Annotated in this window: 10 protein-coding genes; 2 read left to right on the top strand and 8 right to left on the bottom strand. The window is 56.5% G+C overall.

Annotation, left to right across the window (positions count from 1 at the left end):
- Positions 1–167: 167 nt before the first annotated feature.
- Complete coding sequence (locus LKK40_RS05410) at positions 168–794, bottom strand: hypothetical protein (protein WP_304309788.1); 627 nt, start codon at positions 792–794, stop codon at positions 168–170.
- 565 nt (positions 795–1,359) lie between these two features.
- Positions 1,360–2,388: a class C sortase gene (locus LKK40_RS05405; RefSeq protein ID WP_304309787.1), complete on the bottom strand. Its 1,029-nt coding sequence runs from the start codon at positions 2,386–2,388 to the stop codon at positions 1,360–1,362.
- A 501-nt stretch (positions 2,389–2,889) separates the two neighbouring features.
- On the opposite strand from LKK40_RS05405, the gene LKK40_RS05400 reads away from it, so the two are divergent.
- Positions 2,890–4,050 carry a LacI family DNA-binding transcriptional regulator gene (locus tag LKK40_RS05400; protein WP_304309786.1) on the top strand — a complete coding sequence of 387 codons (1,161 nt, stop codon included), beginning with the start codon at positions 2,890–2,892 and terminating at the stop codon, positions 4,048–4,050.
- 527 nt (positions 4,051–4,577) lie between these two features.
- Here LKK40_RS05400 and LKK40_RS05395 read toward each other — a convergent pair.
- From LKK40_RS05395 to LKK40_RS05385, 3 genes are all read right to left on the bottom strand, one after another.
- Entirely contained in the window at positions 4,578–4,877 is a 300-nt protein-coding gene (locus LKK40_RS05395; RefSeq protein ID WP_304309785.1) for an addiction module antidote protein, read from the bottom strand.
- The gene (locus tag LKK40_RS05390) at positions 4,874–5,179 is read right to left on the bottom strand and encodes a type II toxin-antitoxin system RelE/ParE family toxin (protein ID WP_304309784.1); all 306 of its coding nucleotides are present in this window, start codon (positions 5,177–5,179) and stop codon (positions 4,874–4,876) included. The genes LKK40_RS05395 and LKK40_RS05390 overlap by 4 nt, the downstream gene beginning before the upstream one ends.
- Before the next feature lie 481 nt (positions 5,180–5,660).
- Positions 5,661–6,971 carry an ATP-binding protein gene (locus tag LKK40_RS05385; protein WP_304309783.1) on the bottom strand — a complete coding sequence of 437 codons (1,311 nt, stop codon included), beginning with the start codon at positions 6,969–6,971 and terminating at the stop codon, positions 5,661–5,663.
- Between the two features lie 529 nt (positions 6,972–7,500).
- Between LKK40_RS05385 and LKK40_RS05380 the strand changes: the two genes are divergently transcribed.
- Positions 7,501–7,662: a hypothetical protein gene (locus LKK40_RS05380; RefSeq protein WP_304309782.1), complete on the top strand. Its 162-nt coding sequence runs from the start codon at positions 7,501–7,503 to the stop codon at positions 7,660–7,662.
- Positions 7,663–7,824: 162 nt separating this feature from the next.
- Here the strand turns inward: LKK40_RS05380 and LKK40_RS05375 are convergent, their stop codons facing one another.
- The 3 genes from LKK40_RS05375 to LKK40_RS05365 all read right to left on the bottom strand — a co-directional run bounded on the left by LKK40_RS05375 (position 7,825) and on the right by LKK40_RS05365 (position 15,906).
- Positions 7,825–9,492 (bottom strand): SpaH/EbpB family LPXTG-anchored major pilin, encoded by a 1,668-nt coding sequence (locus LKK40_RS05375; RefSeq protein WP_304309781.1) that lies wholly within the window; start codon positions 9,490–9,492, stop codon positions 7,825–7,827.
- Between the two features lie 137 nt (positions 9,493–9,629).
- A complete protein-coding gene (locus tag LKK40_RS05370) occupies positions 9,630–13,628 on the bottom strand; it encodes a SpaA isopeptide-forming pilin-related protein (RefSeq protein ID WP_304309780.1) in 3,999 nt (1,332 codons plus the stop codon).
- 478 nt (positions 13,629–14,106) lie between these two features.
- Positions 14,107–15,906, bottom strand: a complete 1,800-nt coding sequence (locus tag LKK40_RS05365) for a DUF5979 domain-containing protein (RefSeq protein WP_304309779.1) — start codon at positions 15,904–15,906, stop codon at positions 14,107–14,109.
- Positions 15,907–17,061: the final 1,155 nt, after the last annotated feature.

The following is a 17,061-nucleotide window of genomic DNA, read 5'->3' as shown; positions in this document are numbered from 1 at the left end:
ATGTTCACCTTGGAGGAGTCGCCAGAAATCAGATATGCGTTGCTATAGTACGTGCCGACAGCTCCCGTAGTGGCCCAGTCGGGCAGCGTATCGGTGAATTTGCTTGCGACGCTGAATGTCTTGGCATTGTCCAGCTTGCACGGATTGATGGTGCCGTTGGTGAGTGATTAATTGACGCCACCAGGCAGTCCGGTCATCTTAAAGCTCAACTCAGGCGTCGCCTGATTGCATCCAGTTGCTGCCGCATCGACTGCAAGCTCAATGAAACGGTTGGTGCCCACGCTGATTGGGCTGCCATTCGTCGTGAACATCGGATCAGCCGGAGGCTGACCGCCAGAAGTATTCGTGGACAGCGCGTGATTGGTCATATTGCCGTTGTTCGGGTCACTCACATTCGCCAACGCATAGGCTTTGGCGCGCACAGCGTCATAGTCGCCCATGTTGTTGCCTGTGGGATCCCCGTTTTTCCCGCAGTATGTGTTGAATACATCGCTCTGGCTGAGCACCATGCCGCCGCTGGCGATGAAGCCGTTGCAGTACTTCGTATCCTGCCAGTACGACGACGCGGTATAGGTAATCGGTTTGCCATCGCTACCGTTGGATGCCGAATCATAGCCGCTCAATGCGGTCGGCGTTGAACCGCTGACGTTTTCAAAATCCTCGGTATAAATCGGCGTCGGCGTCGCCGGATTCACCGGTGTGTCACCATCGCCTGCGAATGCGGGAGCCGGAGCTACGACGGAAATCCCCACCAGCATCGCAATCGTCGAAATAAACGCGACGATCGAACGCATAACCCTCTTGCTATCAAACTTTTGCATCTATTCACCCACCCCAACTTGCTCTGATCCCTTATTCATTCAAGGTCCTTCCTCAATCGGTAACACTGTTTCCTGCACTGTTCGCTCGGCTTCATGCAGCCGAAACTGCGTGTCTAGAGCGCGATTGCGTCGCACTCTCCCAGAGCGTTCAAAGCCGCAAACCCCGTAAATTCGCATGGAACAGGCAGCTTTTATACAGTCTGCTGCCAAATATTACTTGGTTTTGATTACTGAAGTATTATTAAGCAAACGTTTACGTGATGTATCTCACAGATAAGAATAAAGCCCTGACAAGGCAGATTTTCAATGATTGTCCACGACCCTATAGTCTTCTAATACCGACTTCGCACCGTCTCATAGCGGCCAAATACCTTGCAAATAAGCGGAAGCTTCATGCCCGCGCCCGAAATGCCGCTATGCATTATCCTCGCGCGCATAATCTTGCCGCACCCCGCAAGACAGTACACCTCACCCTCTTCAATCACCAAAGTACTACACGCAAGTATGAGTTTTAATCTTCCGCACGTCCGTCGACCGCTCAGTCTGCGTCTTCTTTCGAACCTTCTACGCCTTCCGTGCCTTCCGAGCTCTCATCCCCACCCGAGACGCCCGATCCACTCGGCTTCTTCGCCTTCGGCGGGTAGCCCGAGCGCCATACGAACGCGGTCGCGCCAATGAATCCGCCGGCGAGCACGACGATCCACCACGGGAAGCGGGGCAGCGTCGACGGCTTGCGCGCCGCCGCGATATCCGCCTTCGGCGTGGGGTAGATGCGTTGGCCCGTGACCAGAATGCGTTGGGAGTTGATGCCCAGCGGCGTGCAGGTCACCAGCGTCACGAGGTCCTTCTTGGGGTCGGCTTTCAGCGCGGCCGTGTCGGATGGGTCGACGACCCGGATGTCGAAGACCTTGTAGCTCAGCACCTGGTCCAGCACCTCAATGGTGAATGTATCGCCCTTCTTGACCTTGTTGAGGTTGGTGAACATCGTGGCCGTGGCCAGCCCGCGATGCCCGGTGAGCACCGCGTGCGTCCCCTCTCCGCCCACAGGCAGCGATGTGCCCTCCAAATGGCCGATGCCTTTGAGCAGCGTGGCGTCCGACGTGCCGTGGTAGACCGGCAGATCGACGTCGATCGAGGGCACGCGCAAGCGGGCCATCACGCCCGAGGGGGTGACCAGAATATTGTTGTAGTCCAGCGACTCGTTCGGGTCCTGGCTCGTGCCCGAACCGGTGGGGATACGGTGGTTCGCCTCCAGCACAGCCCCCGAGGAGAGCGCGTCGTTGTATTCGTGCGCGTCCTTGAGCTGCTGCACGATGGAAGGCTCCAACTTTCCTGATTTGATCTGTTGGGTGCTGTCGTCAATCAGCCGCGACTGGTCGTACTGCGAGAACCAGTCCGCCGCCGTGGGATACATGAGCACCCCCAGCCCCGCCAGCACCAGCAGCGCCGGAATCAGCGCATAAAGGCGTAGTCTCCACTTGGGTCTTGCACTCTTGTTTCCGCCGGCATTCGCCGTAGCTGCCGCCTCAGTCTGTGTCTCAGCCGATGCCGCCTCAGCCGGTGTCATCGCAACCGCCGAAGAACGATGCCTTGGATTGGCCTCTGTGTCGTTATGTCGTGTAAACATTACGCCCCGTCATCATCCCGATTCCGCCGAATTCGTCACGCCGTGCCCATCACGCCCCAGCGCCGCAATCCCTGCAGCAATCATCAATTCATGAAATATTGTATTCCATGATATCAGCCCGCCCGTCAGCGGCCGTTGCACAGCCGAACTCCCAGATATCGACTCCCGTGTAAGCTAGATGGTCGAGCGACGTTGGCGCGCTGGACTCTATTCCAGGTGCAGCGCTTGCCATGCGCTACAATGCTACGAAAATGCATAATACTTAAGAATAGAAGATACGAGGGGGCTCGCAAGGCAGATGCAGCACAAGCAGCAGATCGGTAGAATCCACATGATCGTTCTGTCAATGTCGGATAAGGGGGCACCGTCTGCCCAACCTGCCCGAGTCGTCTTGCCTGCCCAACCTGCCCAACTGCATAACCGCTGCCAAGGGGGCGCCCGGTGACACAACATAAGACCACTGCCCAAGACATAGCCCGACACTGTCAGGTCAGTACAGCGACCGTGTCGCGTGCGCTGAACAACAAGCCGGGGGTAAGTCCGCAAATCAAATCACGGGTTCTCAAGTACGCCGAAAGCATTGGCTACGTGCCGAACAGCACCGCCCGATCAATGCGCACCGGAACTTCGTCCCTCGCCGTGCTGGTGATACAAATCCAATCGTCAGACCGGCAAACAGTCATCCCGTCCCAGGCTTTCGAACTGGTGTCACGTCTCGGACTCGAACTGCGCGTAGTGCGCATACCCTACGGCGAAGATTTCGTCGATGGACTGCTCAAGGTGGAAGCGGACTGCCATTCTGCCATTTTTCTGCTGTTCGGCTTGTGCGACATCGGGGACAAGTCGAGGCTGAACGAAGTCCAAGCGCCAGTTATGTTCATCCTTTCCGATGATGCGCCCGCCGAATACCCTCACGTAGCCAGCGACGACGAAGATGGGGCCTATGCGATCACAGAATCGCTGATTGAGGCAGGACACCGTTCGATCATGGTGCTTACCGAGCTGAAAAGCAACGGTGAGCCGTATTATCAGCGCCGCATTGCGGGGTTCAGGAATGCGTTGGTCGCCCACCATATGGTTTTCGATTCGGCGCAAGTGCAGGCGCTCCATGTGGATTACAACAATCATGCGGATTCCTTCATGGCGGCGTTCCGCGAGCAGATTCCCCCGCTGCTTGCCAAGCCTGATCGGCCTACGGCCATATTCATTCTCGATGATTACCTTACGGTTTTCGTGACGAAGATGCTGGCGGAGGCGGGCATTCGCGTGCCCGATGACATTTCACTGGCCAGTTTCGGCGGCTGGGAGGTCACAAGCTTTCTGCCTGCGCCAATTCAATCATGGGTGCCGCCGATTCCGTACATCCTCGAAACCTCGACCGCCGCAGGTCTCTCCACGCTGCAAGGCAAAGCTTTTTCCGGCGAAATCAGCCTACAGCCCTTGGACGCCTCAGACACTTCAGGCACCTCGGATACCTCGGGAACGAAGACAGCTTCTGCCAGCGCCAAGCCAGCCGTCGCAAGGGCGATCTCGCCGACCTGCTTCATGGTACCAGGCTACCTCAGAGTCGGGCAGTCAGTGCGCAACCTGAACGCCGAGTAGCAGTAGCTGATCCTAGAACGGGATACGTGAATAACACGTCCGGATTACCCCGATTTCGGGATAATAAAGGGGCTTTCGTGGGCGTACACGAATCTGCGAAAATCTATTAGGCAGATTTCCGCGGTTAAGATTCAAATCGGACCGGATTACGCTTGCACGGAATGTATGGAATGGCTTCATTCCAACGTTTTCAAGGACACCGATATCGTGGTCTACTTAGCAGAGTGCCTAATAAACGCTGTACGAAGCCTGCATGTGTCTGTGCGAGGCCCGCACGAAGACGGATTCACGGGCGGAATCGTGAATTATCGCTCCTCGATACTGAGATACTGCCGGAATCCCAATAATCTGGCACCGAGCCAATAATGCTTAAATCGTTAATTACAATACTCAATTTCAGCCAATACTTATGTGCCAAAACCTGCTCACTATTGGAGCGAATCGGCCTCTGACTCGCGGTAAGTGGCCGATTCGCGCCAGCAGCCCACGGACTGGCAGGGATACGCCGCTGACCGAAACCCGAATTCTCAATGAGTAGTTGTTGAAGCCGGTTGCACAGAAAGCCGGCCGCCGATTGCCCGGACGACTTTGGCAATGGTCTGGAAGCTGGGGTTGCCGTCCCTGCTCAGGCTTTTGTACAGGCTTTCACGGCCCACGCCCGCGTCATGAGCAATCTGGGTCATGCCTCGCGCCTTGGCGACGTTGCCGAGCGCGACTTGCATAAGCGCAGGGTCTCCGTATTCGGCTGCGGCATTGAGATACTCGATGATATCTTCTTCGGTCTCGAGATATTCACTGGTGTCGTATTTGGTAAATTCGGTGCTCATTGTTCCTTCTTATATGCGTTGAGTATTTGGCGTGCTTTTTCTATGTCGTTTTGCTGAGTGCCTTTGTCTCCGCCTATAAGCAGAAGCACAAGCACGCTGTCTTTCACGGCGAAATATACGCGGTATCCTGCGCCGAAATGGAATCTGAATTCACTGATTCCTTCTCCCACAGATTTGATGTCGCCAAACAACTTGCCTGCATGTCCGCATGCATCAAAGTGAATAGCTATTCGTGCCTTGGCGGAATGGTCTTTGAGTTTTTTGAACCATTTTCGGTATTCCTTCGATTGTTCAATTTCCATACACATAAGCGTATCTCATAGAATACATCAAATCAAACGACTCGTCAAAAATTCCTATAACCCCCAACCCACCGATACGCTTCGGATACGCCGTTTGGCAGACATGCGCGAGGTCCCCGAACCTTAGCGGTTCGGGGACCTCGCGGCAATAACAGAAGAGCGCAGATATACGCAACCCACCGGATTCGGACCCGTTTCCAAAAGTCTAAGCTCGCCGCCTCGATACGGAAACGGTAGCGATGCCCTTCATCCAGCAATCTCCATCATACCGATAGTCTGAAAAGCGTCGAAAAATTCCTTTAGCGGGGAACAATCGACCGTCCGGCAACCGTCGGACGACGCGCCGCGTCACTCGTGGCGCGTCAATAGCGGTCAGCGGCCGTTTTGCTCCGTTATCCCCTGTCCTCGTGTGCACAGGGGTAATGGCGGAAGGACGGTTACATGGTTCCTACAGCAGTCCCCCTTGAGAAACCTCCCGACGCTATGCTCCCAGCGTGCCTACGGGGATGACGTAGATGCCGTCGTCGCGCCGGTAGGCGAACTCGCCGATGCCCACCAGCACCGCTAGGAACTCCGGCGCGCGGGTGCGAGCACCGGGATTCTTCAGCAGCTTCGCCTCCAAGCGATGCAGGTTCGTCGCAGCTTCGGGAACTTTGTCTTCGCTGGTCTTGATCTCGATGCCGGCCCACCGCCCGTCGGCTAGCTCGATGATGGCGTCGCATTCCAAGCCGGAATCGTCATGATAATAGCGGACGGGATCCATGCCTATATCAGGCAAGGCGCGCGCGTACACCAGCAGATCGCGGATGCAAAGGTTCTCGAACAGCAAGCCGAAGGTCTGCCAGTCGCCGAGCAGTGCCGCAGGACTCATGCCGAGCATCGCGGCGGCGATGGAGGGATCGGCGAAGTACCGCCGAGCCTTGGTCTGCAGCCGTTTGGGGCTGCGCGAAGGGGGCACCCACCCCTTCACCAGGTCGATGACGAACATGCTCTCGAACACAGCGAGGTACTCGGATACCGTCCGCTCGGAAACAAGGCCGTCAAGGTCTTCCTCGGCGCCATACATATCGTTGCGCAGCGTCCTCAAGGTCACGGCCTGGCTGATGCTGCGCGCCAGCGAATCAAGCAGCCGCCGCGCCACGTCGGCGGACCTGCCTTGCCTCGGCACGCTCTCGGACACGGTAAGACGCATATACTCCCGAACCAGAACCTGCGCGTCAGCAACGGGCATGTCCACGGCCTCGGGCCAACCACCACGGCACACCGCATCCAGCAATGCACGAGTGTCTATCCTGGATTTCGCAGCGGAGAACCGCCCCTCGAACAAGCCAGCAAGGCTGACTTCGCCGGTGGAGAGCCCGGATTCCGCCAGCGTCATGGGATTCATGCGGATGCGTCCAATCCTCCCGGCACCGCTGTGCTTTGGCATCTCATCATCCGGCGGCGTGGATGAGCCGGTCAGCAGCCACTGCCCCTTGCGCTCAGGCTCGTCATCGACGTGATGGCGCACCTCATCCCAGAGCGCAGGAGCGAGCTGCCACTCGTCAATGACGTGCGGCCGCTCGCCCAGCAGCATCAATGAAGAATCGGCCTGGGCCGCGGCAAGGTTGCTGTCGCGATCCACATAGGTGATGCTGGCCGCATGAGCGCGCGCCGACCAGGTCTTGCCGCACCACTTGGTGCCAGCGATCTCCACCGCTCCGAAGATACGCATATACCGGTCGATCTGCGCATCCACGATACGCGGCCGATACGCGGCCGGCCTGATGTTTCGCCCTGCGGCATCGCTCATTATCGCGCCTTTCCAAATGACCCAAGCAGCAGTTATTGCCAACTACCAAAATCCGAACTTCTTAACTGTGTAAATCCGAATTTTTCAACTACTATAATCCGAATTTCTCAATGACGGAAATACGAATAGAGGGTTCAGGAATACAAAGCCCTTGCATCGAGGCTGGGAATATAAAATTCGGCATGTGATTCCTGATTCCTCATCCATCTCGGAATCACGGAAATGGAACAGAATCCGCCAAGCATGCGTAAGGCCCCCAAACTTTAACAGTTCGGGGGCCTCGCGGCCATCAAGAGGGATGAATCTAGAAGCCATCCCACTGGATTTGGCAACGTCCCCTAAAAGTCCTAGCGCCTGCCGAGAGTGTCGGGAACGTGTGGAAATGCCGTGTCCAGCATCTCCATCATAACCGATACTCTGGAACACGTCGAGCGAAATCCCGTGGAAAGGACAAGCACCGACCGTCCGGCAACCGTCGGACGACGCGCCGCACCCTTGCGGTGCGGCCATCAAGAAAAGAGTGTGCACCATGCACAATCTAGAGAAGGAGCCGCAAAACGGCTCTATGCTGTGGCTCATGGCGGTCCTCGTGATCGTCCTGTCGACCAAGGTGGATTCCATTGCGGCCGATATCGTGATGCTGGCGATAGCCGGCTACACGATGCGAGCACACAGCAAGGAGCGCAGCTAGCGACTCCACAGCCGTCCCGGTCGTCAAAGGCCGGGGCGGCACCACTACATATGCGAAGAGGGAGAAGGCGTTAGCCTTCCCCCTCTTTAGCCCAGGTCCTGCTAGACGATTAGCCGTCTGAACAGGAGCGAGGACCGTGTCTGCTAGTCAGCAGCTCCGCATTCAGCGAGCGGACTGCTTCTTGCGCGAGATCGCGTAGGCAGCGCCACCGGCAGCCACCAGCGCGATGCCGCCCAGCGTCATCACGACGGTGCCCGCGGCACCAGTCAGCGGCAGGTTCGGATGATTCTGCTGCTCATCCTCGACCGTGATGTCATTCGCGCCCGCAGTCAGCGTCGTGCCCGGAGTAATCGTCACCTTCTGAGGAGCATCCTTCAGGATGTAGCCGGCCGGGGCCTTGGTCTCGTACAGGCAGTAGTCCTTCGAGAAGTCAGCGGGGTTCGGATCGGTGTCGCTGTTGGCCACGAACAGGCCCAGCGGGTTGGACGGGGTCGAGTTCCACTGCACGATACCGTTATCATCCGAAGTGCCGGTCGCAACCGCATCAGCGGCAGCCGGGGCCGTGGGTGAGCACGTGTTCTGCGTGGCAGGCAGCTCAGCAACCGCGAACTCGGCGCCTGCGAGCTTCTGGCTCGTGTTGCCTTGGACGACCTTGGTCACCTGAAGCTGGCCCCAGTAGGAGTGAGGAGTCGTGGTACCAGGAACCTTCTTGCCGTTGAACTCAGAGCCATAACCCGGCTGACCAGGCTGATTGTTCCAAGGCGCGTTGTCGACCACGCCGCTCTCCGTGACCTTGAGCACCTTGGCCGTGAACACGACCCGGACGACCTGCCCAGCCGTGAGGTTGATGGTGCTGGGATCTCCCGGGTTCGCGCCCGGCTCGGTCGCGGTCAAATTCCAAGCCGCATTCGCTGCATCATACGTATAAGGAGCGGCGCTGCCGGTGAAGTTGCCTTCATCATCCTTGGTACCAACTTGAACCGAAACCGTATTAGCGAACTGCAGCTCGTCGGGATTCAGGTAATCGAAGATGCTCGCCGACGTGTACTTCTCGCCAGCATTGAGCGAAGGAACGATCTGGTCGATGGTGTACTGGACCTTGTCACCAATCTTCAAACCAGTCTGTCCGTCCGTAGGATTCTCCGGCTTGATCGTCTTGACCGGGCCAGCCAGCAGCTGGTTCTTCGGATACACGTTCACATCATAAATCCACGAACCATTATCGATGCTAGCGGCGGCGCCCTTCGGCAGCGGCAGAGTCACCAGGAATGGGGCCGTCTTGGACACGATGTTGTTGTTGCCGGTGTCATCGCCCTCTTGGACCAGATACAGGCCATGAGGCAGCGTCGGCACATCGCCCGTACCATTGTCCAGCCTGCCGATACCGCTGGCATCGGTCGTGACCTCGATCGACGGGCCGAACGTGTAACCGTTGGCTTCCGTGACAGTGGTGACATCCAGCGGCGTCTTACCGTCAGGACCCGAGATGAGGTCCCATGCCTTGGGATCAGTGTCAATCGCATTCGCGTTAAGCTGCTGCGTACCCTTCGCCGTCACCGGCGTGATATTGAACTTCACGCCTTGGAGCGGCTGGTGCGAAGCGTCGATGTCCTTGGGCAGGCCATTGTCGTGCGTCGAAGCCTCAAGACCCGAATACTTATGGATCGTCAACGTCGTCGGCTGGCCCGCTTGGATATTGCCCTGCAAAATGACCGGATCAGCGGCGTTCGCCGCAGCAGCGGCGCCCGCCAGGCCGGCAAGGCCCAGAGCCAACGCGCCAGCAGCAGCCGCAACACGGCGCACCAGCGAGCTTTTCCCAATGTTACTCATTGTGTTCCTTCCTTCTAGCACCCCTCTGCTGGCGGGTACTACATTTTTCTGACAGAATTGCCAAAATTCTAATATTTAATTCTATGTGAGACTCATGTCAATACTGGGTTACCAAAACCTATTAAAAGTGACGTCTATCACACATGAACCGCCTTTCTGCGTCGCATAATCAACGCCGTAGCCACAGAAAGGACAATTAAACCAGCACCACCGATGATGAATGCATCGGTGCTCAGGCCACCAGTCAACGGCAACGTCGGAGGCGTCGCCTGTTGGTTGATGAAAGGGTTACCAGAGTTCAGCACGATATTGCGATTGCTCGCATCGATCGTGAACGTATGCGGAGTCGTATCCTTCACGAAACCGGCGGGTGCCTTGGACTCGGTCAGGGTGTACGTGCCGAATTGCAGCGAAATCAGCTTGAACGCGCCCGGGTTCGAGTCCTGGTCGGCATACGCCTCTTTGCTGCAGTTCAAATTCGTGCAATCGGTGACAATCGTTTGGCCTGTTACTCCAGCCTTGGTGATCGTCCACTCCGAGCCTGCCAACCGTGTTTTGTCCGGTCCTGACTTGGACCAGGTCACACTGCCGCTAATCGGCGAGTTTGTGAATGTACATACGATGGCACGGGCTTGCGCCCCTCCGGCAGGTATCTCCCCGAGATTGATGTCTCGCTGCGTATCTCCCGTTGGAATCGTGCCCGACTTGCCCGGCCACGTGGGGTCGTTCGTATCGGTGCACGAATAGCTCGTGTCATACGCGGTCAAGCTATTCGCCCCACCCTTGGCGGTTTCGCGCACGGTGTAGGAGTTTCCGCTGCCGACCAGAATCGGAACCGGGCCAAGCTGGTTGGTCTGCACGCCGGTCGCCGGGCCGTCAGTATCGACGTTCTGCCCCACCTGTGTGCTCGTATTGCGCCAGGCGCTCAGCGTGACGTTGTCGTCAGCATTGCCGCGGCCGTTCGGATAGTTTTTCTTCACGGTCAGCGTGTTCGGCGAGGTGCAGGTCGCGAGGTCGACAGTGTTGCCGTTGCCGCCAACGCCAGTCATCGCTGGTGGAATAGTCGCTCCTGTACTGGGATCAACCCGATAGAAGTCTCCGTTGGTGTTGCTGATGTACAAATTGCCGCCGCCGTAAGCAATGCCTACCCCGTTGCCAGTGCCGCCTACTGCATTGAGGTATTGCGGAGTGATGTTGATAGGATTGCTATTGGGTGTTTGAGGCAACGTACCGGAATACACATAGACGTAGGCATAACCATTCTGCCCCACGACGAAATACATATTGCCTTGGTTATCAAATGCCAAGTCTCCGCTTTGGCCCGCTGCATCAGCTCGCGTGTTCACCGCACCCACATACCAGCTTTGACCGGTCTGAGGATTCAGCGCATACAGGTTATTGACATTCGTCGGGTTTTCCTGCGAATCCTGCCGCGTAGTCGAATAATAGTAGATGCCGTTCAGCAAATTGACGCCGCCGCGCCGCACCCGATAATTATCGTTTGGGCCGTTATTGGCAGCATTGAAGGTCTTGATACTGCCCGTCTGCGCATCGTACTGATAAATGTGCGGATTGCTGGTGATATTGAAATCGATGACGTAGAAGTATTGCCCATCGCCTGAAATACCCAGGCCATTCGTCTCGCGCGTTACACCTGCACTGTACAAATCGGCAAGATCTGTCGTCTGACCATTGCTCACATCATAGCGCTGGATCTTGTTGGCTGTTGCGCCTATATGATCCTTTGAACCATCTGGCGTACTGAGCTGGTTGTACAGATTCGGCGAATTGGGCTTGCACACCGGCAGGCTGGTGTTTTGGAGGACTTGCAAATCTACCGTTGTTCCCGTAGTTACCGTAAATTTGTGCACGGCAGGGTCCACAGCGTACCCGTCTGGGGCTTTGGTCTCCGTCAACGTGTAATCGCCGGGTAGCAGCTTCTGCACTTCGAACTGACCAGCTTGGAAATTCACATCCGGACCTGTTTTACCAGTTCCAGGGCAGTCGTTTGCAGAAGAACCCACGCAGTCGGTAACCGCCAAATCCTGCGACGAGGAACCGGAAGGCCCGGTAATCTTCCACTCCGAGCCCGATAGCATGTTTCCTGTCGAGGAATCGGCTTTCGCCCATCGGACACCGCCATACACCGAGGTGTTGGGGACCTGTGAGTTGGAGACTCCGCTCAGGCTGACCGGATTGGATATCACCGTATTGTCCGCAGTCGTCAAGCCTCCAGAGCCGATGGTGAAGGTATAGGTGGTTGTGCTTGGCTTATAGCCAGCAGGCGCCTGAGTCTCTTTCAAACTGTAGGTGCCCCACGGCAGGTACTGCGAGGCGAGGAAACCAGCTCCCGAATCAGCATCGGTCGTATACGTAGTAATCGAGTTATCTACCGAAGAGCTCTGCCCCGTACCCGTGTCAGTGATGTTGAAGGACGCATTGAGCGCAGGCCCAACCGTCACAGGGCCATTGGCTTGACCGTTGGTCGTCGCTACATTCGAGCCGGTCGGCAAATTCGAGCCGGTACGAGTAATTTGCCACTGCGAGCCGGCCAGCGCCTGTTTGGTCACGCCGTCGACCTTCTGCCAACGTACGGAACCCTTGGTGAACTTGACCTTCGCCGGAGTCGTCGGACCATCAATGCCGACCTGCTGCGACATGTTGTCCTGACCGTTCGAATATAGGGCAGCGGTCGTTGAAGTAACATCAACCTGAATGGTGCAGTTCGTCAGCGTCTGGCCAGCACCAGCACCCCCTAGTTTGCCATTGGTCACCACGAGCGCATTGGAATTCTTGTCGGCGTTGACCGTGGCGGCGTTCGGCGAGGCAAGGCAGGTGCCGCCGAGGTTCGGATTGGCCGCAAAGGTCAATCCCGACGGCAGGGTATCAGTGAAGCCCCAGCCGTCTTTCACTGCGTTGTCGGCGCGGTTGTTGACCGTCAGTGTCAAGCGTGAGGTCGCTCCGACAGACGTCACGTCCGGAGAGAAGGACTTGGTCAGGCGCGGGGTGACGTCCAAGATGCGGATGTTGTCGATCGCACCATCATTGCCATTCTGCGTACCTTGGCCCCATGTCTTTATTACCGTATTGGCCTTGCCTGTTGAACTCGATGTCGCAGAGTTATACAAGCGCAAACCTAGTTTCGATACATCCGTGCCTATCAATTGTGCCTGGGATCCATAAACGGTTCCACGAGCCACGGTGTTAACCCAATCTGTATAACCGCTATACGTAACACTTTGCCCCTTGGTATTGGAGCCGTCATCATTATCCATCTTCTTGCTGGAGAAAGTTGGATCGTTATTAACTTGCACCTGCTGATAGTCAGCAAGTGCCGTTGAGTCGCAAGTATCCGTAGGAGTCGAGTTCAAAGCAACCTCGTTGTCGCCTCCCGTTGCAGATATTTTATTCATGAAGAACTGCAGCCGCGGCGATGTAGCAGCACAGTTCGATGTCGCTGCATCGACTGAGAAATTAATGAAACGGCCACGTACCGATGAAGCGTCGATTGCCGACTGATCCGGCATAATGAACATGTTACCTGGCACGTTGCCCGGTGCCCCACCAGAAGTATCAGTCGATAGGGCATGATTGGACATACTGCCGACATGGCTGCCGTTGCTAATGAACTTTCCATTCGGATCCGGGTTACCAGCCAAATTCACCTTGGCAAGTGCAAATGCCTTGGTACGTACAGCTGCATAGTCGGCATCTGTTCTGCCCCATGTATTTTTTTGAGTACCGTTATTATTGTATGTATCGCTGCTGTTAGGGCCGCAATACGTATCCCTAATAGCGTTCAACGTAATCTGATTGTTGGCGCTGGCGATGAAGCCGTTGCAGACGTTCGGATCTTTCCAATAATTGCCGGCCGTGTAACGCGGGGTATCGCTTTCAGCCCGGTAGCCGTCGATGCTGGACGGCGTACCAGTTGCGTTCACGTTGTTTTCGAAGTCTTCCGTGTACACCGGATTCGGCGCGGGGAACTGATCATTCGCCGGAATGGGTGCCGGACCCGCCGCCTGCGCCTGTTTGATGGACCCTGTGGGGATGCCCGCAAACATCATGGCAAGACACGCCACTAGTGTGGCTACACAGGCCAGAAACGCACGGGCGCTTCTCCGTATCTTCGTCATGAACACCACTCTCTACTCCTGCCCCAGGGAGCCGGCAATCATACACTGCCACGAACTACTTCCCCGAGAATCTGACCATCAGTACCATTGGGCTCATCCGCATTCAATCTCATGCAACCGTGCCACTCAGCTGCACAGTCGGCGTATGACTCCAACTTTTAGCCATTCGTCATTTCTTTTTTCTTCAATTACCAGCCTACTTGAAGGTCGAAGGTGCGTAATCGATTTCATCTCGTTACGCAAACGTTTACGTGATGCAAGTCACATTTTTCTCATCATCATTCTGCGTGTATTGCTTATGCCAGTATTAATGCGATTTTGCAGCACTCACTCATGGCGGAATCGGTCTGATACGTGATTTAGCCACGTTTTAAGAACATCTTATGGAAGTGAAAAGGGTGAGGAAATACTCCTTAAGTATGAGACGGTGCCTCACCGTGAACCCACGGTGAGGCACCGTCTCATAGCCTTTGGCTGCTCACATACTGGACGCGCGTTTACGCCGCCAGACGAATGCAAGGCCGAGCGACAGCACTATCAGACCTGTGCCGCCGATAAGAAACTCATCCGTGCTCATGCCGCCGGTGAACGGCAGCACCGGAGGCACGACCTGCGTGTTCTTGATCGGGCTGCCGCCATTGACGGTAGCCGTCAGACCAGTCGCCGTGATCTCGAACGAATACTTCGTATCCGACAACACATACCCTGCTGGGGCCTTCGACTCCTGAAGCTCGTACTTGCCCTCGTTCAAACCCGTGACCTTCAGTGCGCCCGCAGTCGGATCGGCATCATTCGTGCCGTTGTCAACCACCGTGATTGCCGCGCCGGACGGATTGGTCGGCGTGATGGTCCACTGCGAACCCGCCAGCGCATGGCCCGACTCGTCCGTCTTGTTCCACGAGACGCTGCCCGTCACATGCGTGGCCTTGTTCGTGACCGTGACAGTTTTCGTCGCGTCCACGGCAATCGTCACCGCCGATGAGATCGCCGGCGTGCCCCACGCATAACTATTGGGAAGCCCCGTCGAAGAACCCGCGGCCGGCGACGTCTCCGTAGCCGAGCAGCTCAGCCCCACCGGAAGCGCCGTCGGACTGGCCGAACCCTGGTCGGCCGTCAACGTCGCCGCGCCCGTGCCGTTCACCGTCCACGAACCCGTCGCGGTCACCAAGCCAGTGCCCGTGCAGGTGTACTTGCCGCTGAACGGACCAGTCGCACCTGACGGCACCGAAGAGTCAAACGCCTTGGTAATAGCCAGCGCGCCCTTCTGCTGAGTGGCCTTGTTCGTGACCGTGACATTCGATGTCGCATTGGCGGCAATCGTCACCGGCCCCGAAACCGTCGGAGTTCCCCATACATAACTGGCCGGGAGCCCCGTCGACGCACCAGATGCCGGAACGGTCTCCGTAACCGAACAGCTCAAGCCGGCGGGAAGCGCCGAGGGACTCGCCGAACCCGAATCCGCCGTCAGCGCCGCCGCGCCCGTGCCGTTCACCGTCCACGAACCAGTAGCAGCCGCCAAACCAGTGCCGGAGCAGGTGTACCTACCGCTGAACGGACCAGTCGCACCCGACGGCACCGACGAGTCAAACGCCTTCGCGATTGTTAAGGCACCAGTCTTAGGTATTGGCGTATTGGTGAAGGTACATTCCACGGATACGCTCGCGACATTGGGAATGGTCACGCTCCCCGACGTACCAGAGCCACTTGCGACAGTGGCGCCTGTATCCTTGCGCACACAAGCGTAGCCGCTCGTGTAATCAGATGCACTTCCGGAAATCATCGATTCGCCAACCGTGTAAGTCTGATTCAACAGCGCGGGAACTGGGCCAATCTGCTGAGTCTGCACCCCGTCATCGGTACCTGCAGTGTCTGCTGTGGCAATAGAAGTCGAACCCTGAGCGAGCGAAAGACGGAATTGATCAGTGCTATTCGCACGAGCCACGACATTCTTCTTCACAGCGATGTTCGCCGGGGACTGGCAGCTGCCGAGATCCGTGCTGTTGCTCAGGCCGGTCGTGACGTTGCCATTCGCCGCCAGCGTCCAGTCTTGCGCCTTGTACCGCTTCACCGTCGAGCCGTTGCCGAGGTAGACAGTGCCATCCTGGTCGAACGCCATTCCGTTCACATTCGTGAGACTGCCAAGCGTCTTCTCATCTGTCTTAGAGAAAGCAAGTGTGCCACCGTTCGCGCCCGCGAGAGTCGCCTTGGTAATCGTGAAAATCTGAGTTGTTGCACCACTACCCACGATGTAAAGATTGCCGGCACTGTCAAAAGACATATCGCCGTTCATGGCAACGGGGTCGTATCTGTACAGGTTGTTGTTCAGCACCCACGCTGCACGCCCGGTATCAAATGAACCTACCGTCGTGATTGTATTGTCCGCAGGGTTGAAAGAATACAGTTTAAATACAATCGTGTCGGTTAGCGCACCTTGGTAGTAGTTCCCAGCCGAAACGTATTTTGAAGTGGTTCCGAAGCCGCCAAACAGATACTTGCCTGTTGCCAGATCTACCGCACCAGTCACGAGACCAGTGTTAAGACCAGTGGTGTATGCGCTATTCGGGATTACCTCCCAATTGTCGCCTGCAGGGGTATATCGGAGTATGGATGCAACATTCATCCCACTTTCTGACCAGTTCGTATATGAACCCACATACGTAGGTGATCTGAGGGTCATGGTGCCTGTGCGTTCATATGCGTACGCAACGGCACCATCTTTACCAATTCCAAGCCCGTTCACCGTGCTTACTCCGGACCATCCACCGGACAGCGGAGTGAGTGTCGCAGCGTTGTTGCCGGTATGAGTGACCTGTGTAATCTTCCCGGCCGAACTGACTGAATAGAATACATTCGCCGCACAGCTCAAATTTGTAGCCGCCTGCGCCACAGGCGCATGAACCGCCGCCACGACTCCGCCAGCGGCAATCATGGCGATGGCAGTCAGTATGCAGAACACGAATCTGCTGATAGAAGTACGATGCTGTCGTGCTGCTGTCCTAGTACTCAATGCCTACCGCCTCAACCGGGTTCGCTATGGTGATGGTGGCCGAGCGCAACCGCAAACGCCTCGCATGGGTTACCACACGACCTCCATTCCAGCCAATTCCTATGACCCGCAAATCTTGTTGTAATGAGTGCCGAAGCCTTGCTGCGTAAGCCTCGCCATACCAGGAATCAAGGCCGTATGACCTGAAATCATTACGTTTTAATCTCATCGATTTTCGACATTCGCGCGAGCAAAGGCACTCTTCGTTCTTTCTATTATTCTGCGTTTCAGTGTAACATGCAGATGATATGAAAAGCATTACGTGACGTAGGTCACATATAGCAAATACAGGGGCAGAACGTATGGCGCAGCGAACAGATTTTCACACAACGCAACGACGTGTATATCGCCATACAACCGCAACATGTGCATCGCATCAAGCCCGGG

Source organism: Bifidobacterium tibiigranuli (genome assembly GCF_022655035.1).
In the GTDB taxonomy this organism is placed as follows: domain Bacteria; phylum Actinomycetota; class Actinomycetes; order Actinomycetales; family Bifidobacteriaceae; genus Bifidobacterium; species Bifidobacterium tibiigranuli_A.
The sequence above is the reverse complement of the archived record's forward strand: the minus strand, read 5'-3'. Positions and strand labels throughout refer to the sequence as shown.